The organism is Streptomyces sp. NPDC001220 (assembly GCF_053597895.1).
On the sequence record NZ_JBSFJE010000004.1, the window covers coordinates 287,425 to 308,264 of the forward strand.

The 20,840-nt window shown below is 71.3% G+C and carries 14 protein-coding genes; 11 read left to right on the forward strand and 3 right to left on the reverse strand.

Annotation, left to right across the window (positions count from 1 at the left end; all coding sequences use genetic code 11):
• The first annotated feature begins 588 nt into the window (after nucleotides 1–588).
• Together ACWDGI_RS11965 and putP are read left to right on the forward strand one after the other, a co-directional pair.
• Complete coding sequence (locus ACWDGI_RS11965; RefSeq protein WP_450757933.1) at nucleotides 589–981, forward strand: hypothetical protein; 393 nt, start codon at nucleotides 589–591, stop codon at nucleotides 979–981.
• Nucleotides 982–1,000: 19 nt separating this feature from the next.
• On the forward strand, nucleotides 1,001–4,585 hold the full coding sequence (putP, locus tag ACWDGI_RS11970) for a sodium/proline symporter PutP (protein ID WP_450757935.1): 3,585 nt from the start codon (nucleotides 1,001–1,003) through the stop codon (nucleotides 4,583–4,585).
• A gap of 139 nt (nucleotides 4,586–4,724) precedes the next feature.
• Here the strand turns inward: putP and ACWDGI_RS11975 are convergent, their stop codons facing one another.
• Complete coding sequence (locus tag ACWDGI_RS11975) at nucleotides 4,725–6,833, reverse strand: FUSC family protein (RefSeq protein WP_450757937.1); 2,109 nt, start codon at nucleotides 6,831–6,833, stop codon at nucleotides 4,725–4,727.
• 317 nt (nucleotides 6,834–7,150) lie between these two features.
• Between ACWDGI_RS11975 and panD the strand changes: the two genes are divergently transcribed.
• The 3 genes from panD to ACWDGI_RS11990 are packed head-to-tail and all read left to right on the forward strand — an operon-like array spanning nucleotide 7,151 to nucleotide 8,588.
• Entirely contained in the window at nucleotides 7,151–7,570 is a 420-nt protein-coding gene (gene panD / locus ACWDGI_RS11980; protein WP_450757939.1) for an aspartate 1-decarboxylase, read from the forward strand.
• A gap of 21 nt (nucleotides 7,571–7,591) precedes the next feature.
• Nucleotides 7,592–7,936 carry a GNAT family N-acetyltransferase gene (locus ACWDGI_RS11985; protein ID WP_360479393.1) on the forward strand — a complete coding sequence of 115 codons (345 nt, stop codon included), beginning with the start codon at nucleotides 7,592–7,594 and terminating at the stop codon, nucleotides 7,934–7,936.
• A gap of 10 nt (nucleotides 7,937–7,946) precedes the next feature.
• Nucleotides 7,947–8,588 carry an aspartate/glutamate racemase family protein gene (locus tag ACWDGI_RS11990; RefSeq protein ID WP_450757941.1) on the forward strand — a complete coding sequence of 214 codons (642 nt, stop codon included), beginning with the start codon at nucleotides 7,947–7,949 and terminating at the stop codon, nucleotides 8,586–8,588.
• 557 nt (nucleotides 8,589–9,145) lie between these two features.
• Here ACWDGI_RS11990 and gndA read toward each other — a convergent pair.
• Nucleotides 9,146–10,585: an NADP-dependent phosphogluconate dehydrogenase gene (gndA, locus tag ACWDGI_RS11995; RefSeq protein WP_450757943.1), complete on the reverse strand. Its 1,440-nt coding sequence runs from the start codon at nucleotides 10,583–10,585 to the stop codon at nucleotides 9,146–9,148.
• Nucleotides 10,586–10,937: 352 nt separating this feature from the next.
• Between gndA and ACWDGI_RS12000 the strand changes: the two genes are divergently transcribed.
• Nucleotides 10,938–12,113: a transglycosylase family protein gene (locus ACWDGI_RS12000; RefSeq protein WP_450757945.1), complete on the forward strand. Its 1,176-nt coding sequence runs from the start codon at nucleotides 10,938–10,940 to the stop codon at nucleotides 12,111–12,113.
• Here the strand turns inward: ACWDGI_RS12000 and ACWDGI_RS12005 are convergent.
• Nucleotides 12,103–13,326, reverse strand: coding sequence for a DMT family transporter (locus tag ACWDGI_RS12005; protein ID WP_450757947.1), 1,224 nt, complete (start codon nucleotides 13,324–13,326; stop codon nucleotides 12,103–12,105). The two genes, ACWDGI_RS12000 and ACWDGI_RS12005, sit on opposite strands and share 11 nt — an antisense overlap.
• Nucleotides 13,327–13,539: 213 nt before the next feature.
• Here ACWDGI_RS12005 and ACWDGI_RS12010 point away from each other — a divergent pair, with 213 nt between their 5' ends.
• The 5 genes from ACWDGI_RS12010 to ACWDGI_RS12030 all read left to right on the forward strand — a co-directional run bounded on the left by ACWDGI_RS12010 (nucleotide 13,540) and on the right by ACWDGI_RS12030 (nucleotide 20,807).
• Nucleotides 13,540–14,325, forward strand: coding sequence for a (2Fe-2S)-binding protein (locus tag ACWDGI_RS12010; protein ID WP_450758482.1), 786 nt, complete (start codon nucleotides 13,540–13,542; stop codon nucleotides 14,323–14,325).
• A gap of 38 nt (nucleotides 14,326–14,363) precedes the next feature.
• A complete protein-coding gene (gene glgA, locus ACWDGI_RS12015) occupies nucleotides 14,364–15,515 on the forward strand; it encodes a glycogen synthase (protein WP_450758484.1) in 1,152 nt (383 codons plus the stop codon).
• 92 nt (nucleotides 15,516–15,607) lie between these two features.
• Complete coding sequence (gene glgC, locus ACWDGI_RS12020; RefSeq protein WP_450757949.1) at nucleotides 15,608–16,828, forward strand: glucose-1-phosphate adenylyltransferase; 1,221 nt, start codon at nucleotides 15,608–15,610, stop codon at nucleotides 16,826–16,828.
• Between the two features lie 183 nt (nucleotides 16,829–17,011).
• Entirely contained in the window at nucleotides 17,012–19,330 is a 2,319-nt protein-coding gene (locus ACWDGI_RS12025) for a GH92 family glycosyl hydrolase (RefSeq protein ID WP_450757951.1), read from the forward strand.
• Between the two features lie 148 nt (nucleotides 19,331–19,478).
• Nucleotides 19,479–20,807, forward strand: coding sequence for a wax ester/triacylglycerol synthase family O-acyltransferase (locus ACWDGI_RS12030; protein WP_450757953.1), 1,329 nt, complete (start codon nucleotides 19,479–19,481; stop codon nucleotides 20,805–20,807).
• Nucleotides 20,808–20,840: the final 33 nt, after the last annotated feature.

Consider the following 20,840-nt stretch of genomic DNA (forward strand, 5'->3'; position numbering starts at 1 on the left):
GGCTGATCACGCTATGACCTTCCAATGACTCGACAGGCAAAGCGATTTCCGAGGAAACGTAAAGGAAGTGCACAGCCTTGGGCGCAAGTTGCCCGCAATGCGGCAAAAATAGACCCCAAACCTTCACTCGGTGATCGGTTCGGGATGGACCCGGCTCACGCCGGCCTCGTAAGCCATTCGGGCGTGCGGTGAGAAGCACGTACTGGTTGGCGCTGGTCCTCCACCTCACCGCCGCTGACCCCGGTCAGCAGGTTGCTCCGGGTCCCTCGACCCGCCTGATGACTCGTCGGGTAGGTCAGCATCTGATCAGCATGGGACCGGGACGGTCTCCCGTACACGCTCTCGGTCGACGGCTTCGCGGCAGCTTGTTTCGCGCCCCCCACCCCATGGCCGTTCCGGCCGGAGTCGCGGCGCAGTCCGATCCGCGGACCCTGGCTGACCTCGGTGTTCGGCTGATCCTCCTCGACCGGCTGCCGGCGACCCAACACGATCAGGCATGGACGGGGGTTGGGACCAGGGCACCGGGGGTGCAAATTACTTAGGGTATGAGTGTGGATTTCATTGTTTGTCCACATGGGCGAGTGTTCGGTGGCAAAGGAGCAGACGACCGAGTTGCCTGGCGCACTCGGAGCAGGGCAGGCCGACGCGGGACTGTTCGGAACACGGCTGGGCACCGCGCTGCTGGTGTGCGGGCACGTGACCGTGTTCACCACGGTCATCTTCGCGACGTCGGTCGTGGGCCGCCGTATCGAGTCGGCACATGCGCGTGCCGAATGGCAGGTGCGGCAGAACGAACTGGTGCAGGCGTTCATGGACCACCCGCCCGCGGTGGTGTTCATCAAGGATCTGGACGGTCGCGGCGTGGCACCGTGCCCGTGCCGGCACCGGCGCGGGTGGCACCGGCCGCCGATGGCGACTGGAATCTGTACATTTGTAGAGATCGCGACTGTCAGTCGTGCAGTTGTAGCCCCGTGCTCATGAACCTCGCAGGCGAGGCATTATGTCCGGCTTGAGTGCACCGATCGTGGCCACGTTCCTCGTGTACGTGGCCGTCATGATCGGAACTGGTGTCTGGGCCTACCGCCGTACGCACACCTTCGCCGACTTCGCCCTGGGCGGCCGCAGGCTCCCCGCGTTCGTCGCTGCCCTGTCCGCAGGGGCCAGCGACATGTCCGGCTGGCTGTTCCTGGCGTTCCCCGGAGCGGTGTACGCGGCCGGTATCGGGGCCGGCTGGATCGCGGTCGGCCTGGTGCTCGGTACGTATTTCAACTGGCTGTTCGTCGCGCCGAGGCTGCGCACCTACACGGAGCGCGCCGGGAACGCGGTGAGCCTGTCGGCCTACCTGGAGGAGCGGTTCGAGGACCGCACCCGGATGCTCCGGATGGTCTCGGCTGCGGTGACCCTTGTCTTCTTCACCGTGTACGTCGCCAGTGGGCTGGTAGCCGGCGGGCTGCTGTTCGGGCACATCTTCGGTGCCGGGTTCAGGCTCGGGGTGGCCCTGACCGCCCTGGTGATCGTCGTCTACTCCGGCCTGGGCGGCTTCCTGGCCGTGAGCCTGACGCACGTCATGCAGGCCACGCTGATGTTCCTCGCCCTGCTCGTGCTCCCCGTCGTCGGCATCGCGACGCTCGGCGGCTTCGGTGCGCTTCGTGACTCCCTCGACAGCAGGACGCCCAGCCTGTTGGACATGGGTGCCACGGTCGACTTCGTGAACGGGCGGTGGTCGGGAGGCGGCGGGTCGCTCGGCGCCGTCTCGATCATCTCGCTGCTCTCGTGGGGCCTCGGCTATTTCGGGCAGCCGCACATCCTGGCCCGCTTCATGGGCATCCGCAGTACCGGTGCCGTACCCGCGGCCCGCCGGATCGAGACCGGGTGGGTGGTCGTGGTGCTGGCCGGTGCCACAGTGGTCGGCCTGCTGGGCATCGCGCAGTTCCGCACGCCGCTCCATGACCCGCAGACGGTGTACATCGCTCTGAGCCGGACCCTGTTCAGTCCGTGGGGCGCCGGTGTGATGCTGATCGCGGTGCTCGCCGCGATCATCTCGACCGCGGACAGTCAGCTCCTCGTGTCGTCCGTCGCCCTCACGGAGGACTTCTACCACGCGTTCCTCAAGCGGCGCGCCTCGGACGAGGCGCTGGTGTGGGTGGGTCGCGCCGCCGTCGTCGTCGTGACCCTCGTGGCCTCCGTGATCGCGCTCAGGGGCGGCGGGCTGCTGGGGATCGTGGGGTACGCCTGGGCGGGCTTCGGGGCCGCCTTCGGCCCGGTGGTCCTGCTCTCGCTGTACTGGCCGCGCATGACCTGGGCAGGGGCCATGGCCGGGATCGTGTCCGGAGCAGTCACGGTGCTCCTGTGGCGTGTGGTCAAGCCGCTGCACGGCCCCTTCTGGTCGGGCATCTACGAGATGATTCCGGGCGTCCTGGTCGCCACGGTCGCGGCACTGATCTTCGGCAGGTTCGTCGGCCGGCCCCCGAAACGGGCCTTCTGGCGGATGCCGGGCGGCGGGGTGAGCCAGCTGATGCTCACACCCTTCCTCAGCCACGCACCGGTCGGTATCGCTGTCCTCGACACGGATCTGCGGTACGTCTGGGTGAACGAGCCACTGGCCCGCCAGATCCCCCTCAAACGGCGGATGGGACGGCGGATGGCGGAGGTCCTGCCGCTGGCCGAGGCCGATGCCTTCGAGGAGCAGATGCGCGAGGTTCTTCGCACCGGTGCTCCGGTGATGGACTACGAGTACCGAGGCGCCGGCCACACGGTGCACGATCGCAGTCGTGCGATCTCCGCCTCCTTCTTCGCGATGAAGGACCGCCACGACCGGAACGTCGGCATCTGGTACATGATCATCGACGTCACCGAGCGATGGCGGGCCCAGGAACGCCTGGCCCTGCTCAACGACGCCGCCACCCGTATCGGAAGCACCCTGGATGTGACGCGGACCGCGCAGGAACTGGCCGACGACGCCGTGCCGGCCGTCGCCGACTTCGTCGCCGTCGACCTGCTGGACTCGGTCATGAGGGGCGAGGAGCCGGCACCCGGGCCGATCGGCATGGCGCCCGTCATCCGACGCGCGGCGCAGCAGTCGGTACGCGAGGGCTGCCCCGAGGCATCCCTGGCGGTGGGGGAGACGGTCCGGCGAGCCCCGTCGTCGCCCGTGACCCGCTGTCTGATAAAGAGCAGGACCCTGGTCGAACGGGTCTTGGACCGCACCAACAGTCCGTGGGTGACCGCGGACGAGACGCTGGGCGCCTCGTTCCTGGACTACGACTTCCGCTCGGTGATGGTGGTCCCCGTGCGGGCACGCGGCGTCACCCTGGGCGTGGCGACCTTCGCCCGATCACGGAGGCTCGGGCCCTTCGAGGAGGACGACGCACGGCTGGCCGAGGAACTCGTCTCCCGTGCGGCGGTGTGCATCGACAACGCACGCCGTTATACCCGCGAACGCACCGCAGCCCGCTCCATGCAGCGCTACCTGCTTCCGCAAGACCTGACGGGAGGGTCCGCTCTCGCCGTGGCCTCGTGGTACCTCCCGGCGGATGCCCCCAGCGGTGTGGGCGGCGACTGGTTCGACGTGATCCCGCTCTCCGGGGCAAGGGTCGCGCTGGTCGTCGGGGACGTGGCCGGGCACGGCATCAACGCGGCGGCGACGATGGGGCGCCTGCGCGTTGCGGTACGCACGCTCGCCAACCTCGACCTCTCTCCGGACGAACTGCTGGCCCATCTGGACGATCTGGTGATCGGCCTCATGGGAGCGCACGACATCGATACGCCGTTGGCGGCCGAGGGTGAGGCGACGGGCACCGCGTTCCTGGGTGCCACCTGCCTGTACGCCGTCTACGACCCGGTCAGCAGGCGGTGCACCATGGCCCGGGCCGGTCACCTCCCCCCGATGATCGTCGCTCCCGACGGCGCCGCCGACATTCTGGACCTGCCCGCCGGACCACCGCTCGGCCTCGGCTACCTCCCCTTCGAGTCCATCGAGACCGAGCTGGAAGACGGCAGCCTCATCGCCCTCTACACCGACGGCCTCATCGAGTCCGTCGACCGGGACATCGACGTCGGGCTCTCCCGGCTGGGCGATGCCCTCGCGGCACCCCTGCCGACCCTGACGGAGACCGGCCAACGAGTGATCGACAGCGTCCTGACGGATCCGCCTGTCGACGACGCGGCCCTGCTTCTCGCCCGGACCCGGGTCCTGGCCCCGGACCGCGTCGCCTCCTGGGACCTGCCCAGCGATCCGGCCGCCGTCGCGCACGCCCGCGACCTCGCGGCTCAGAAGCTGACGGAGTGGGGCATCCCCGATCTGACGTTCACCACGGAACTCATCGTCAGCGAACTGGTGACCAACGCCATCCGCCACGCGACCGGACCCGTCTGCCTGCGCCTTATCCGGGACCGCGGCCTGATCTGCGAAGTCTCCGACGCCAGCAGTACCTCGCCCCGCCTGCGCCACGCACGTACCACCGACGAGGGGGGACGGGGCCTGCTGATCGTTGCCCAGCTGGCCCGCCGGTGGGGCACTCGTTACACGAAGACCGGCAAGATCATCTGGACGGAGCAGGTCATCGCGGCCGACACGATCGACTAGCCCGGCGGGCGGATCAGCCATCGCCGGGTCCGCCACCTGCGGTGGCAGGCCGCGTCGATCCCCGGGGCCTACCCGGCTTCGCCCGTCACCCCCCGGCAGGGACCCCACCGTCAGGGCCCGACAGCGACTTTGCGGAGTTTCAGGCTGCCGCGTGGCGACCGCGGCGATGGCGGGAGGCGATGGTGGCGGTCAGGGCCTCCACGGCGTCGACGGTTGCGGTGCTCAGGACGACGGCGCGGCTGGTCGTGGCGCTGCCGAAGCCGTCGGGTGTCTCGGCCAGCAAGCCGGAGCGGGCGGTGAAGGAGTCGAAGACCGACCGCAATGCCCCCGGGGCCACTGTCTCGGCTCCGGCGGCGGCGCGGGCGAGGGCCGTGAGGTGTTCGTGCAGCGGATCGACCAGTTCGGTCAGCTCCGGCACGGTGTCCTGAGGAGTATGCGGCAGGTGTTCGCCCAGCAGGGTGGCGCATCCGGCAACCGTGGACACCTGAGTCCTGATCTGCTCCAGCTGCACACCCGACCAGGGGCCGCGGTGCTCTGCCGGCTCGGCGTGCGACTGCTCCACCGCGGCCTCCAGGTGCTCCCTGACCTGCCGTGACCGCGCCCGCAGCGCGTCGACGGCTGCCGGGTCGGTCGCCCCGACGTCGGCGTAGCCGGTCAGCAGCTCTGGCAGCAGCCGATCCTGCACCCGCAGCCACTCCGCGAGCAGGCCCGGCACCCGCCGGGTGGACCAGGTCGGCCAGACCAGGAAGATGAGCACGGCGATCGCGGCGCCGACCACCGTGTCGGCGGCGCGCGCCCACGCTGTGGGCCCGGGCAGCCCGCCGACGTGGTGGATCAGGAAGACGATCCAGGTGGTCAGCCATAGATTGAGCATCAACTGCCCAGTCCGCAGGGTCACAAACGACGCAGCGGCCAGCACCACCGCCACGACCGCGAGGCTGACGGGCGTCCAGTTCGGCAGGGACAGAATCCAGGCGAACAGGCCGCCCAGCACGGACCCGGCCGCACGCCCCCAGCCGCGGGCGAGGGTATGACCGTACTCGGGGAAGAGCACCAGCATGGTGGTCAAGGCCACCCAGAAGCCGTGCGTGGAGATGCCCAGCCCGCCCCACCCGCCGATCGACCGGCCGATGACCTCGGCGAGCACCACGCCCACTGCGAGCCGCACCGCATGGCGGAAGATCGGTGATTGGGGGTGCAGTTGCGCCCGGATCCGCCGGGCGGTGCGTGCTACGGAGGGGGTGCCCGCGTACAGGCCCGGCACCTCGGTGTGGGGTTCCAGTACATCGCCCAGGCGGTCGTCGGTCGAGCGTCGGGCCAGCTGCTCGGCCGTCCGTAGCCGTGCAGCCAGATCGCGCGGGCCGCGCATGGGCGAGACGGCCGCCCAGGACTCCAGGAGGGTCCAGGCTTCCTCGGGGGTGCAGTGCTCGCGGCCGGAGGCCACCGTACGGGAGATGTCGCCCAGCACCTGCGCCGCAGCGGCCAGTGCCTCCTGGTTCCCGGCCGCCGCTACCGTCAGCCGCACCGTGTGCAGCGCGCGGCGGATGCGCTCGGCCTCTCCCAGCAGTCCGAACATGGCCGCCGCCGCCGGTCGGCTCAACTGCGGCAGCACGTCCAGGGCCTGCCGGGCCGCCGTGAACGGAGCGGAGCCGCCCAGGCCGACGGAGCCGGCCGCGACCGAAGCCTCGGCGAGCGACCGGTACAGAGCTGCAAGGGCGCGGCGCTGGGCGGCGAACCGCGGACCGTACGGGGGGAGCAGTTGCACCACCACGACGAGTCCGGTCCCGACCGCGATCCAGCCGGCGATCACCAGGCCGCCATGTACGTCGGGAGCGAGATCAGCCGTGATCATCAGCCCGATGACCGCGAGGCAACCCCGGATGCCGGGCGCGACGCCCATCGTCCGCCACAGCCCGGTGGCGAACGCTGCGACCGCGAGCACCAGCAGGAACAGCCAGGTAGTGCCGTGCACCAGGGCCCCCAGTACCGCCATGGCGCTGAAGGCCGCGGCCATCCCGAGCGCGTTCACCACAGGGTGTCGCAGCGGGCTCAGCAGCGTACCGATGCCGCAGATGAACGCACCGACGCTGGCCATGGCCCCGGCCACCGGGTCGTCCAGCACCAGGCCGAGGACCGTGGCGAGCAGCACGGACAGTACGGCCCGCGCGATCGCCGACGGGGCGGCGAATGCCCGTTGAATGCGCAGCCCGTCCCGGCCGACCGTGACCAGCGACGACCACCAGCGCATGTCCGGGCCTCCTTGGCGGCGCGGCGCGGGAGCAGCGCTCTCATCCTCTGCCAGCTCCGGCGTGGCTGCCACTCGCCCTCCGACGCGCTCGCGGTCGGCGCACTGACAGCATGCGCCTACGTACCCTGGGTCCTTGCGACCCGCAGATCGGAGTCGGCAGCAACCTGATCATTTGCCACGAAAGTCAGCAACGGGTCAGTGTGAGCCCTGAAACACCTGAGGACAGCTGACCGAGCATGCGAATCGTTGTAGGCTCCGAAGACAGCCCTTGACCTGCAAAAACGTGGGCAGGGAGCTTACCTTTTAGGAGTGTCCCGATGCTGCGCACCATGTTCAAGTCCAAGATTCACCGGGCCACCGTCACCCAGGCCGACCTGCACTACGTGGGATCGGTGACCATCGACGCCGACCTCCTCGACGCCGCCGACCTGCTCCCCGGTGAGCTGGTGCACATCGTCGACATCAGCAACGGCGCCCGGCTGGAGACGTACGTCATCGAGGGCGAGCGGGGCTCCGGGGTCGTCGGGATCAACGGGGCGGCCGCCCACCTCGTCCACCCCGGCGACCTGGTGATCATCATCAGCTACGCTCAGGTCACCGACGCCGAGGCGCGTACGCTACGGCCGCGGGTCGTGCACGTCGACCACGGCAACCGCGTCGTGGCGCTCGGCGCCGATCCGTCCGAGCCGGTACCCGGCTCGGACCAGGAGCGCAGCCCGCAGGCCGTGTCGGCCTGACCGGCGGACCAGGAGGGCGACATGAGCGACATCGAGATCCGCGACGACCGGCAGGCCGGTCGTCTGGAGGCGGTCGCCGGCGACGAAGTCGTCGGCCACGTCGAGTACTTCGTGCTGGAGTCGCCCTCCCGGGCCCTGGTGCCGGTCCACACCATCGTGGAACCGGAGCACGAGGGGAAGGGCATCGCGGGCTCCCTCGCCCGCGAGCTGTACGCGATCGCCGAGCGCGAGGACACCCCGGTGGCCCCGCTCTGCCCGTACGTCGTCAGGTGGGCCGAACGCCACCCCGAGGTGGCGCCGGCGGCGGACCCCGAGCTGCTGCGCGCGGCGAAGGAGTGGCTGGTCGCCCACCCCGGCCGCTTCTGAGGAACCACAGGTGCTCGCCCTCCTTCACACCTCCCCCCTCCACATCCCCGTCTTCGAGGCCCTGCGCGACGAGGACCACCCTGGTCTGCGGCTACGGCACCTCGTGGCACCGGAACTCCTGGCCCGGGCCCGCCGGGAGGGCCCCGAGGCGGTGGCACCGGAGGTCACGGCGGCCCTGGAGCGGGCGGCGGCGGACGGTGCACGGGCCGTGCTCTGCACCTGCTCGACGATCGGCGAGGTGGCGGAACGGGCCGCCGACAGGATCGGCGTCCCGGTGGTCCGAGGCGACCGCCCGATGGCGACGGCGGCCGTGCTGGCGGGCCCCCGCGTCGCCGTCCTGGCGACGGTCGAGAGCACCCTGGCGCCGACCCTGGCCCTGATCGAGGACGAGGCCCGGCGCGCGGACCGCCCGATCCGCGCCCGCGCTCAGGTCGTGGCGGGCGCCTGGACCCACTTCGAGGCCGGCGACATCGAGGGATGCGCCCGCCTGGTGGCGGCCGCCGCGGACACCGTGACCGACGCCGACGTGATCGTCCTGGCCCAGGCCTCGATGGCCTCGGCCCAGCAGCTGACGACCACCGCCGTGCCGATCCTCTCCAGCCCGCGCCCCGGCCTCGCGGCGGCGGCACGGGCGGCACGGGCGGCAGGGTGAGTGCACGCGCCGCGTTCGGGTACGCGAGGAAGTAGATCCCAGAGGTGAAGTCGAGCCACTGGCCGGAGGACGCCATGACGAACCCGCAGCCCACCCCGGTACCCCCCACCCCCCAGCCTCCGGACCCCTACCCCAGCCCGGTCCCCACCCCGGAACCGCCACCGTCCCCGGGCCCTGTTCCCACCCCACCGCCGCCGAGCCCCATCCCGCCCCCCGTCCCCCCGAACCCGGACCCCGCCCCGGAACCGGGCCCACCCCTGACCTGACACGGCCACACGCACCCCGAAGGGGCGGGGAACCGCGCAGAACCCGCCGCAGCCCCGCGCCCGACGGCCTCGGCTGTCACCCTTCAGAGGCGCGGGGAACCGCGCAGAACCCGCCACAGTCCCGCGCCCGACGGACGGCCTCGGCTGTCACCCCTCAGGGGCGCGGGGAACCGCGCAGAACCCCGCCACACAGCCGCACCCGACCGACAAGCTCGGCCCGTCTCGAAGGGGGCGCGGGGAACTGCGCGAAACCGCAGCCCACCCGCACCCCTTTCCCAAAGGCCCAGCCGCCTACGCGGTGACCTCGCTGCGGTCCCCGCCCCACAGCGTGTGGAACGCACCCTCCCGGTCCACCCTCCGGTACGTGTGCGCCCCGAAGAAGTCCCGCTGCCCCTGCGTGAGCGCCGCCGGCAACCGCTCCGCCCGCAGCGCGTCGTAGTACGCCAGCGCCGCCGAGAAACCGGGCACCGCGACCCCCTCCCGGGTCGCCGCGACGATCACCTCTCGCCAGTCGTCCTGCGCCCCGGCGATCTCCCGGGCGAACGTCTCGTCGGACAGCAGGCTGGGCAGATCCGCCCGCGCGTCGTACGCCGCGCGGATCCGGTCCAGGAACGCCGCCCGGATGATGCAGCCGCCCCGCCAGATCGAGGACACCGCACCGAGGTCGACGTTCCAGTCGTACTCGTCGCTGCCCGCCTGGATCTCGTGGAAGCCCTGCGTGTACGACACGATCTTCGACGCGTACAGCGCCTGCTCCACCCGGTCGGCGAACGCCCCCGCCTCCGCCTCGGAGAGCGCCGTCGGCTTCGGACCGGCCAGCCCCCGGGAGGCGGCTCGCAGGTCGGCGTGACCGGACAGCGAGCGCGCGAAGACCGCCTCGGCGATCCCCGACACCGGCACGCCCAGGTCGAGTGCGATCTGGACGGTCCAGCGGCCGGTGCCCTTCTGCTCGGCCTGGTCCACCACCACGTCCACGAACGGCTTGCCGGTCGCCGCGTCCACGTGCGCCAGCACTTCCGCCGTGATCTCGATGAGGTACGAGTCGAGGCGGCCCGTGTTCCAGGTCCGGAAGACGTCCGCGATCTGCGCGGGGGAGTACCCGGCGACGTCCCGCAGCAGCTGGTACGCCTCACCGATCAGCTGCATGTCGGCGTACTCGATGCCGTTGTGGACCATCTTCACGAAGTGCCCGGCGCCGTCGGGGCCGATGTGTGTCACACACGGCGCGCCGTCGGCCGCCTTCGCCGAGATCTTCTCCAGCATCGGGCCCAGCGAGTCGTACGACTCCTTCGGGCCGCCCGGCATGATGCTCGGCCCGTGCAGCGCGCCCTCCTCGCCGCCGGAGACGCCCATGCCGACGAAGTGGATGCCCTGCTCGCGCAGCGCCTTCTCACGGCGCCGGGTGTCCGCGAAGTGCGCGTTGCCACCGTCGATGATCATGTCGCCGGGTTCCAGGAGCGGTGCGAACTCCTCGATCACCGCATCCGTCGGGTCACCGGCCTTGACCATGATGACCAGCCGGCGGGGCCGTTCCAGCGCCTCCACGAACTCCTTGGCGGTCTCGGCCGCGATGAAGTCGCCCTCGTCCCCGAAGTTCTCCACCAGCTCGTGTGTCTTGGACACCGTCCGGTTGTGCAACGCCACCGTGTAGCCGTTGCGCGCGAAGTTCCGGGCGAGGTTGCGGCCCATGACCGCGAGACCCGTGACGCCGATCTGCGCCGAAGTGCTCATACCGCCTGCTCCTCAAAGATCAAGTCGATCCCGTAGAACGTGCAAGGGATGCTGCCGCCCCTCATGCCCGCCAGTATTGCCCAAAGGCCATCCTGACTCGCCGTTCGACCGGCCGCACTTGCAGATACGGACCACAGGGGCCGACGCCTCAGTAGCCTCACGGGACACTTCGCGGGAGTGCCGCGCGGCCCCTGGACTGACGGCGGGTCAACGCCGTTTCGCCGCGCGCCGCTTCACGGCGTGACGGCCGTGCCTCCAGGTGCGAGAGGCGGCTGATTGCTGTCTTGTCATGGCCGGTTCGGGGCACTTACTTTTGGCCTTCCTGACGCGTGTGGCGAGGGGGATCTCAGACATGGCCGAACGCGGCCGGCACCGCCGGTACCAGCCGAACAGGATCAACCGCGCCTCGCTGACCGTCACGGCGGGCGGCGCCGGACTGGCGCTTCCGCTGGCCGCCGCCGGGAGCGCCGACGCGGCCTCCGTGTCCACCTGGGACAAGGTCGCCGCCTGCGAGTCCAGCGGCGACTGGGGCATCAACACCGGCAACGGCTATTACGGCGGTCTTCAGTTCACCCAGTCCACCTGGGAGGCCTACGGCGGCACCCGGTACGCGCCGCGTGCCGACCTCGCCACCAAGGACCAGCAGATAGCCGTGGCCGAGAAGGTCCTGGGCGGGCAGGGGCCGGGCGCCTGGCCCGTCTGCTCGGTCCGGGCCGGGCTCACCCGCGGCGGCGGCACGCCCGAGGTGCACACCGAGAGCACCTCCACCCGCCCCGCCAGGAGTTCGGTACGGGACGTACAGCCGCAGACCACACCGCAGTCCCGGGCCGGCAAGGCCGAGATGTACACCGTGGTGCACGGCGACACGCTCTCCGGGATCGCCGAGGATCACGACGTCACCGGCGGCTGGCACCGGCTGTACTCGGCCAACCGGGCGACGATCGGCTCCGATCCCGACCTGATCCTGCCCGGCCAGCGGCTGAGTCTGACGGGCCACGCGACCGAGGCCCCGAAGACCGGGTCATCGGCGAAGAAGTCGGCGGCGAAGACGTCCGAGCCGGCCAGGACGAAGACCAAGGCCAGGCCGGAGGCCCGGACCAAGAAGGCCTCCTCCCACAGCGACCACTCCCTCGTCGCCCCGGTCGACGCCCCGATCGGTACGCCGTACCACGCGTCCGGCTCGCACTGGTCGAAGGGTTACCACACCGGCGTCGACTTCCTGGCGTCCACCGGCACCTCCGTCAAGGCGGTGGAGACCGGGCAGGTCGTCACGGCCGGCTGGGGCGGTTCGTACGGCTACCAGGTGGTCATCCGGCACGCCGACGGCCGCTACACGCAGTACGGTCACCTCTCGGCCATCTCCGTGCGGGCGGGGCAGAGCGTGTCCACGGGGCAGCGGATAGGCCGCTCGGGGGCCACCGGAAATGCCACGGGCCCGCATCTGCACTTCGAGGTGCGGACAGGGCCCGGATTCGGCACGGACATCGACCCGGTCGCCTATCTCCGGGCCGGCGGCGTCAGGATTTGACCCGCATCCGGTGCCGGTCCAGCACCGGGGCCGGCACGTGGCCGACGGCGGGGAGCAGTACGTCCGGTACGGACGTGGTGCGCTGCTGGGGCATCTCGGGCAGCAGCGGGAGCACCGCGCCGTCCACCGCCGGCCCGTCGTCCACCGAGCCCGCCGCAGCCGGCTCGGCCTTCGCGAGGCCGGCGTCCACCAGGCCGGCGTCCACCAGTCCGGCCTCCACCAGGCCGGCGCCCACCAGCCCCGCCTCGGCCGGCACCGCCTTCGCCAGGCTCGCTTCGGCCGCACCGGCCCCCGCCAGACCCGCCTCCGCCAGTTCCACGAGGGCCTCGACCAGTGGCTCGGGGGAGGTCTCGGGCACCGGTGTGGAGTGCGCCGGGTGCGGGGTGCTCTCGATGCGTTCGGTCGTGAGCAGGATCAGGCCGCCCGTCGCCACCACACCGCAGCCCAGCGCCAGCAGGGTGCCGGTCGCGCCGTAGCGGAACGTCTCGTCGAACATCGTGATGCCGACCGCTGCGGCCAGTACCGGGTTGACCACCGTCAGCGTGGCCAGCGGCGCGGCGAGGCCGCCACCGCGGTAAGCGGACTGCGAGATCATGACGCCGGCGACCGCGTACACGCCGATCACGGCCAGCCAGAGCGCGTCGGACACGGCGATCCCGCCGTCCCAGTCGATCGCCACGACCTTGGTGAACACCGAGGACATACCGAAGGCTATGCCGGACGCGACGGCGAGCAGCACGCTGCGCACCACCGGGTGCCGGTGCGCGGCCCGGCCCGCGGCCATCAGCGCGACGATCGCCCCGCCGGTGACCACCGCGACGCCGGTCCGGCCCGCGGAGTCCAGGGTGTGGGAGTCGGAGGTGCCCACCAGGGAGAGCAGACCGGCCAGACCCACGGTGGCCATGATCGCCCCCCGCCAGGCGGTGGAGCCGGCCGTGCGGCCGACGAACAGGGCCGCCATGGGCAGCGCGAACACGATGGTGAGCGCGCCCAGCGGCTGGACCAGGCTGAGGGGGCCGTAGGCCAGCGCCACGACGTGCAGCAGGCCACCGAGGCCGTTCAGCGCCATCGCCCCCCACCAGCTCGGGCGGCGCAGCGGCGCGTACTGCTCGTCGGGGGAGGTGACCGCGACCTGCTCCTGCACGATCGCTCCGCCGGCGTAGGCGACGGCGGACACGAAGGACAGCAACACGGACAACGCGAGGGAACTCATGCAGGGCTCCTCGGCGTCAGGCGGATCCGCAGGACGGTCCCGCACGGTGAACGGTCGGCTTCCATGAGCAACACTGTGCCCGCCCGATCGCTTCCCGTCGTCGTACCTGAGCACCCAATGCCTCGTACTACCGATGGAGTAGGGGAGGTCTCTGATCATCCCCAGGGTGGGTGCCGGTGGGTGGAGAGCCGGGGCCCCGGAGTCCTAAGACGCCTGGTACTACTGCTGTTCGTGGACCTGGAACCTGATCTCGCCGCGCTCCGGCCGCTCGGCGGCTTCTTCGTGCTGCGGACGCTCCGACCGACGGCCGGAGACCCGGAGGCGGTGCGGATCAGCAAACTGCCAAGCCTTGCAAAAGCTTATAAAAAAGGCACATCGGATGTTTACGAAAATATCCTAACTTTCCGTGTTGGGGTGGTGGCGGGCCGTCTCCGCACCCCCGAGCCCCGGATCGCCGCCTCCATCGCCCATCAGGCACTGGCCGCCCGGCTCTGGTCCGTCGCCCTCGGCTGCGCCGCCCGCTACGGCCGCCTCCCCGATCTGGACCCCGGTCTGCTCCGCTGGGACGCCGGTGCCGGCGCCCCCGACGACCTCTGGCTCACCGAGGTCCGCCCGCTGCCCGGCGGCGCCGGACCGGACACGCTCGCGGACGCCGTCGTACACGGCCATCTCGAACCCCTCGCGCAGGCCCTGCGGGCCCGCTACGGCGTCGCCGCCGGCCTGCTGTGGGGCAACGCGGGTTCCGCGCTGGCCGGCGCCGCCCGCGAGCTGGAGCGCCGGGTCCGTGCCGACGGCCGCGCCGAGGTCGCGGACCGGACCCGCACCCTCGTCGACGCGCTCTTCGCGCACCCCCTGCTGAGCGCCACCGGCATCCGTACCGGCCCGGCCTTCCGGCGGCGCAGCTGCTGTCTGTACTACCGGGTACCGGGCGGCGGGGTCTGCGGTGACTGTTGTTTCACACAACCACCGTGCTCTTCCCCGCGCGCCGCATCTGGGTGACCATGGAACAACCGGCCGTGGAGATCAGGGGGTTGCGGGTGCGAGTGGGACTGCTGACCCGGGAGTACCCTCCGGACGTCTACGGCGGCGCGGGTGTTCATGTGGAGTTCCTCGCCAGGGAGTTGCGGCCGCTGGTCGACCTGGAGGTGCACTGCTGGGGTGAGGGCCGCGGGGTCGGCGTCGTGCGGCACCGCCCCTGGTCCGCGCTGGACACCGCCAACGACGCGCTGCGCACCTTCTCCGTGGACCTCGCCATGGCCGCCGGCCTCGAAGGCCGCGAACTCGTGCACTCCCACACCTGGTACGCCAACCTCGCCGGCCATGTGGCCAAGCTGCTGTACGGCGTCCCGCACGTGGTGACCGCGCACTCGCTGGAGCCGCTGCGCCCCTGGAAGGCCGAGCAACTCGGCGGCGGATACGCCCTGTCGAGCTGGGCCGAGCGCAGCGCGATCGAGGCCGCCGACGCGGTGATCGCGGTCTCCGGGGCCATGCGCGCGGACATCCTCGGCTGCTACCCCGCCCTGGACCCGGCGAAGGTCCACGTCGTGCACAACGGCATCGACACCGCCCTGTACCGGCCGGACCGCTCCACCGACGTCCTCGCCCGGACCGGCATCGACGCGGGCCGCCCCTACGTGCTGTTCGTCGGCCGCATCACCCGCCAGAAGGGCGTACCCCATCTGCTGCGCGCGGTACGGGACATCGACCCCGGCGTGCAGGTGGTGCTGTGCGCCGGAGCGCCCGACACCCCGGAGATCGACCGGGAGTTCCGTGAGCTGTTCGAGGAGCTGCGCCGGGTCCGCGAGGGCGTGCACTGGATCCCGCAGATGCTGCCGCGCGCGGACGTCATCCAACTCCTCACCCACGCCGCCGTGTTCGCCTGCCCATCGGTGTACGAACCGCTCGGCATCGTCAACCTGGAGGCGATGGCCTGCGGCACGCCCGTGGTGGCGTCCCGGGTCGGAGGTATCCCGGAGGTCGTCGAGGACGGCAAGACGGGGCTGCTGGTCGATCTCGACGACGACTTCGAGGCGGGCCTGGCCCGGGCGCTGGACGCCGTCGTCGGCGACCGGGAGACCGCCCGGCGGATGGGCGAGGCCGGACGGGAGCGCGCCGTGGGCGAGTTCGGCTGGGACGCGGTGGCCCGGCGCACGGTCCGGCTCTACGAGGAGATCCTCAAGCAGTCGTAACTGGCAGGCCGCCTGTTCGACGCGATCGGGGTACAGGCTTAGCGGGAGTGCTTCGAGGGCAGGCATGGAGCACCAGGGTGAGGGGAGCGGCCATGCGTCGTGGTGGGCCTTCGGTACTCGGGATCGTGCTCGCGGGCGGCGAAGGCAAGCGCCTGATGCCCCTGACCGCCGACCGGGCCAAACCAGCTGTCACTTTCGGCGGGACGTACCGTCTGGTCGACTTCGTGCTGTCCAATCTCGTCAACGCGGACGTGCTGCGCATCTGCGTGCTGACCCAGTACAAGTCGCACTCGCTGGACCGGCACATCACCACCACCTGGCGGATGTCCAGCCTGCTCGGCAACTACGTCACCCCGGTCCCGGCCCAGCAGCGGCTCGGCCCGCGCTGGTACCTGGGCAGCGCCGACGCCATCCTGCAGTCCCTCAACCTGGTCCATGACGAACAGCCCGACTACGTCGCGGTGTTCGGCGCCGACCACGTCTACCGCATGGACCCCCGGCAGATGCTCCAGCAGCACATCGAGGGCGGCGCCGGGGTCACCGTCGCGGGCATCCGCATCCCGCGCGTGGAGTCCTCGGCGTTCGGTGTGATCACCCCGGCCTCGGACGGGCAGACGATAGAGACCTTCCTGGAGAAGCCCACCGACCCGCCGGGGCTGCCGGACGCCCCCGACACGGTCTTCGCCTCGATGGGCAATTACATCTTCACCACCAAGGCCCTCGTAGAGTCCCTGCACCGGGACGCCGAGGACGACGACTCCGTGCACGACATGGGCGGCTCGATACTGCCCCAGCTGACCGCCCGCGGCGAGGCCCAGCTCTACGACTTCGGCACCAACCACATCCCCGGCGAGACCAGCCGCGACCGCGGCTACTGGCGGGACGTCGGCACCCTCGACGCGTACTACGACGCCCATATGGACCTGATCGCCGAACGGCCCGCCTTCAACCTCTTCAACCGCAGCTGGCCCATCTACACGCACTCCTACCAGCTCTCCCCGGCCCGCTTCAACGCCGGCGGCATGGCGAGCGAGTCCATCATCAGCGCCGGCTGCCTGATCCGGGGCCAGGTCACCCGGTCCGTGCTCTCACCGGGCGTGCGCGTCGACCCGGGTGCGGTGGTCCAGGGGTCGATCCTGCACGACAACGTGGTCGTGGGCCGGGGCGCGGTGGTGCGCGGCGCGGTCCTGGACAAGAACGTCGAGGTCCCGCCGGGCGCCACCATCGGCGTCAACCCGGACCGGGACGCCGAGCTGTACACCGTCTCCAAGGGCGGGGTGATCGCCCTCGGCAAGGGGCAGCAGGTCTCGTAGTTCCCCCTCCGTGTCACCCGGGCCCGGCGCCGTTCCCGCGCCGGGCCCGACTCGTCGCCCCTCTCGTACCGTCCCGTCCCTTCGTGCGACGCGCTGCGCGTGAAAACCCCTATGTGCCGGGCTTTGCGGCTTTTCCCCTTCACGATGCAGACAACGACGTCGAACCTTCGGAGGTCATCCGACATGAGAGGGACCCGGCGCACACGGCTGTGCCTGGCCGGGGTGCTGACAGCGTCCGCGCTGCTCACCGCCCCCGCAGGGGCCGCCGAACCGACCGACGGCCACCTCACCGACCTGGTGAACCCCTTCATCGGGACCCAGAACGAGGGCAACACCTTCCCCGGCGCGGCCGTGCCCTTCGGCATGGTGCAGCTCTCCCCGGACACCGGGCACAGCACCGGCTACGACTACACCCAGCACCAGATCCGCGGCTTCTCCCTGGTCCACCTCTCGGGCGTCGGCTGCCGCATCGGCGGCGACCTGCCCGTCCTGCCCACCACCGGGGACATCACCCAGACGGATTACGCCCGGTACGCGGCCGGATTCGACCACTCCGACGAGGAGGCGAGCCCCGGCTACTACCGGGTCGGCCTCGACTCCGGCATCCGCGCCGAGCTGACCGCGACCGCCCGCACCGGCGTCCAGCGCTACACCTTCCCGGCCACCGACAAGGCCAACGTCCTGCTCAACGCTGGTCAGGCGCTGCACAAGCCGGTGAGCAGCGAGGTCGAGATCATCGACGACCACACCGTCCGTACGAAGATCACCGGGCACGGCTTCTGCCGGGAGACCGCCCCCTACACCGTGTACACGGTCACCCGCTTCAACCGTCCCTTCACCGCCTACGGCACCTGGAACGGCACCGCGATCACCCCGGGCGCCCGCAGCGGGGCCGACGGCGCCTATGTCCGCTTCGACACCACCCGGGACCGTACCGTCGAGGCCACCACCGCCCTGTCGTACGTCGACGCGCGCGGCGCCGAGGTCAACCTGCGTGCCGAGGGCGGCCGTTCGTTCGACACGGTACGAGGACAGGCGAGGGGCGCCTGGGAGCGGCGGCTCGGCGGGGTGCGCGTCCAGGGCGGCGGTGCGACCCTCCGTCGTACCTTCTACTCGTCCCTGTACCGCGCCTTCCTGGCGCCCAACGTCGGCGACGACGCGGACGGCCGGTACGCCGGCTGGGACCGCCGGATCCACCGCTCCGCGGGGTTCACCTACTACCAGAACTGGTCGCTCTGGGACACCTACCGCACCCAGGCCCAGCTGCTCGCCCTGCTCGCACCGCGCGAGGCCCGCGACATGGCGCTGTCGGTGCTGAAGGTCGACGAGGAGGGCGGCTGGCTGCCCAAGTGGGGCTACGGCACGGTCGAGACGAACATCATGACCGGCGACCCGGTCACCCCGTTCCTGACCACCGCCTACCAGGCGGGCCTGCTCAAGGGCCACGAGGAACGGGCGTACCGGGTGCTGCGGAAGAACGCCGACGGCGTGCCGCCGGCCGCCAACCCGGGCGTCGGCCGCGAGGCCAACGCCGAGTACCTCGCCGACGGCTTCGCGCCCTACACCAAGGGCCGCCCGCACACCAAGGTCGGCGACTCCGACTACGACCACGGCGCCTCCGTCACCCTCGAGTACGCGCTGTCCGACGCGATGCTCGCCCAGATGGCCCGGGACCTCGGCCATGGCGCGGACGCGGCCCGCTACGCCACCCGGGCCCAGAACTACCGCAACGTCTTCGACCCCTCCACCGGCTTCTTCCGCGCCCGGGACGCCTCCGGCGCCTTCACCGGCGACCCCGACCCGGCCCGCGGCATCGGCTTCCACGAGGGCACCGCCTGGCAGTACCAGTGGCTGGTCCCGCAGGACCTGCCCGGCGTGATCTCCCTGATCGGCGGCGAGCAGGCCACCAACCGGCGGCTGGACTCCTTCTTCGCCTACGACCAGCTGCTCGCCGACCCGGAGAAGACCGCGCGCGAGGTGTGGGTGCACGGCAACGCCTACGACTACTACCGCGCGGCCGTCTACAACCCGATGAACGAACCCGACCTCATCGCCCCGTACACCTACCTCTCCACCGGCAAGCCCTGGAAGACCACCGACGTGGTGCACGCGGCGCTCACCCTCTTCACCGACGGGCCGTCCGGGATGACCGGCAACGACGACCTCGGCACCATGTCCGCCTGGAACGTGCTGTCGTCCATCGGCCTCTTCCCCGTCCAGCCGGGATACGGCACCTGGGGCCTGTCGACGCCCGTCTTCGACCGGGTCGACGTCCGCCTCGACCGCCGCTACTGGCCGAGCGGCGGTTTCACGGTGACCGCGCCCGGCACCTCGGCCGCCGACCGGTACGTCCAGACCGCCCGGGTCGACGGATCGGAGTACGGCCGCACCTATCTGACGAACGGTTCGCTGCGCACCCTGCGCTCGCTGGCGTTCACGGTCGGCCCGCGCCCGTCAGAGTGGGGTACGTCACCCCAGGCGGCGCCACCGGCGCTGAGATGACCTCAGGTGTCCCATGAGTCCCGCCTCTTTCGGGGGAGGCGGGGCTTAATCTGCTGTTAACTGAGCGTAGCGTGATCGTACTTGACCGTAATCAGGTGTCGGCGTTTGACTGCTGATCCACCCTCCGTCGACGCGAGGCCCCCCTTTGATGACTGCGAATGACCTGCTCGCCCCTCTCGATCTGGCGTTCTGGAACATCGAGTCCGACCGGCACCCGATGCACCTCGGTGCGCTGGGCGTCTTCTCGGCGCACTCGCCGACCGCCGGCGCCCACGCGGCCGACCTGCTCGCGGCCCGTGCCGCCGCCGTGCCCGGACTGCGGATGCGCATCAGAGACGTCTGGCAGCCGCTCGCGTTCGGCGGCGCCGCCCGCGAGAGCGCCCCGGACTTCGATCCCCTCGACCACGTCCGGCTGCACGCCCCGACCGACGACTTCCAGGCCGTCGCCGGCCGGTTGATGCAACGCCCGCTGGAGCGCGGCCGGCCACCGTGGGAGGCGCACGTGCTGCCCGGCGAGGACGGGGTGTCCTTCGCGGTGCTGTTCAAGTTCCACCACGCCCTCGCCGACGGGCTGCGCGCGCTCAAGCTGGCCGCCGGGGTCATGGACCCGCTCGACCTGCCCGAGCGCGCCCCCCGTCCGATCGAGGCACCGCGCACGCTGCCGGCGCTGCCGGACGTGCGCAGGATCCCCGAGCTGGTGCGCGGCGCGCTCTCGGACGTGGGCCGGGCCCTGGACATCGGCGCCTCCGTCGCCCTGTCCGCCCTCGGGGTGAGCTCCTCGGCCGCCCTGCGGTCCGAACCGACCGGCACCCGCAGCATCGCCGGCGTCGACCTCGACATCGACGACGTGCACCGGGTCCGCAAGGCCGTCGGCGGCACCGTCAACGACGTCCTCATCGCCGTCGTCGCCGGTGCGCTGCGCCGCTGGCTGGAGGAGCGCGGCGACCCGACCGACGGCGTCGCCCCGCGCGCCCTGATCCCGGTCTCCAAGCGCCGTCCGCGCACCGCCACCCCACAGGGCAACCGGCTCTCCGGCTACCTGATACGGCTTCCGGTCGACAACCCGGACCCGCTCGCCCGCCTCGACCGCGTCCGCACGGCGATGGTCCGCAACAAGGACGCCGGCCCGAACCGGGGCGCCGGTGCCGTCGCGCTGCTCGCCGACCATGTGCCCGCTCTCGGGCACCGGCTCGGCGGACCGCTCGTCGGCCAGGCGGCCCGGCTCTGGTTCGACATCCTGGTCACCAGCGTCCCGCTGCCGGGCCTGGGCCTGCGCCTGGGCGGTCACCCGCTGACGGCCGTCTACCCGCTGGCCCCGCTCGCGCCCGGCCAGTCCCTCGCGGTCGCCATCTCCACCTACCGCAACCAGGTCCACTACGGCCTCGTCGCGGACGCGGCAGCCGTCCCGGACCTCGATGTACTGGCCCGCGCGGTGACCGACGAGGTCGACTCGCTGATCTCGGTCTGCGAGCCATGATCCGGTCGGGTTTGGAGGTATTGCCCGGCGCTC

Coding starts and splice junctions, on each gene's coding strand:
- ACWDGI_RS12005 (WP_450757947.1), bottom strand. CDS start 13,326: ATGAGTTCCCTCGCGTTGTCCGTGTTGCTGTCCTTCGTGTCCGCCGTC.
- putP (WP_450757935.1), top strand. CDS start 1,001: ATGTCCGGCTTGAGTGCACCGATCGTGGCCACGTTCCTCGTGTACGTG.
- glgC (WP_450757949.1), top strand. CDS start 15,608: ATGCGTCGTGGTGGGCCTTCGGTACTCGGGATCGTGCTCGCGGGCGGC.
- ACWDGI_RS11985 (WP_360479393.1), top strand. CDS start 7,592: ATGAGCGACATCGAGATCCGCGACGACCGGCAGGCCGGTCGTCTGGAG.
- panD (WP_450757939.1), top strand. CDS start 7,151: ATGCTGCGCACCATGTTCAAGTCCAAGATTCACCGGGCCACCGTCACC.
- ACWDGI_RS12000 (WP_450757945.1), top strand. CDS start 10,938: ATGGCCGAACGCGGCCGGCACCGCCGGTACCAGCCGAACAGGATCAAC.
- ACWDGI_RS12030 (WP_450757953.1), top strand. CDS start 19,479: ATGACTGCGAATGACCTGCTCGCCCCTCTCGATCTGGCGTTCTGGAAC.
- ACWDGI_RS11975 (WP_450757937.1), bottom strand. CDS start 6,833: ATGCGCTGGTGGTCGTCGCTGGTCACGGTCGGCCGGGACGGGCTGCGC.
- ACWDGI_RS12025 (WP_450757951.1), top strand. CDS start 17,012: ATGAGAGGGACCCGGCGCACACGGCTGTGCCTGGCCGGGGTGCTGACA.
- gndA (WP_450757943.1), bottom strand. CDS start 10,585: ATGAGCACTTCGGCGCAGATCGGCGTCACGGGTCTCGCGGTCATGGGC.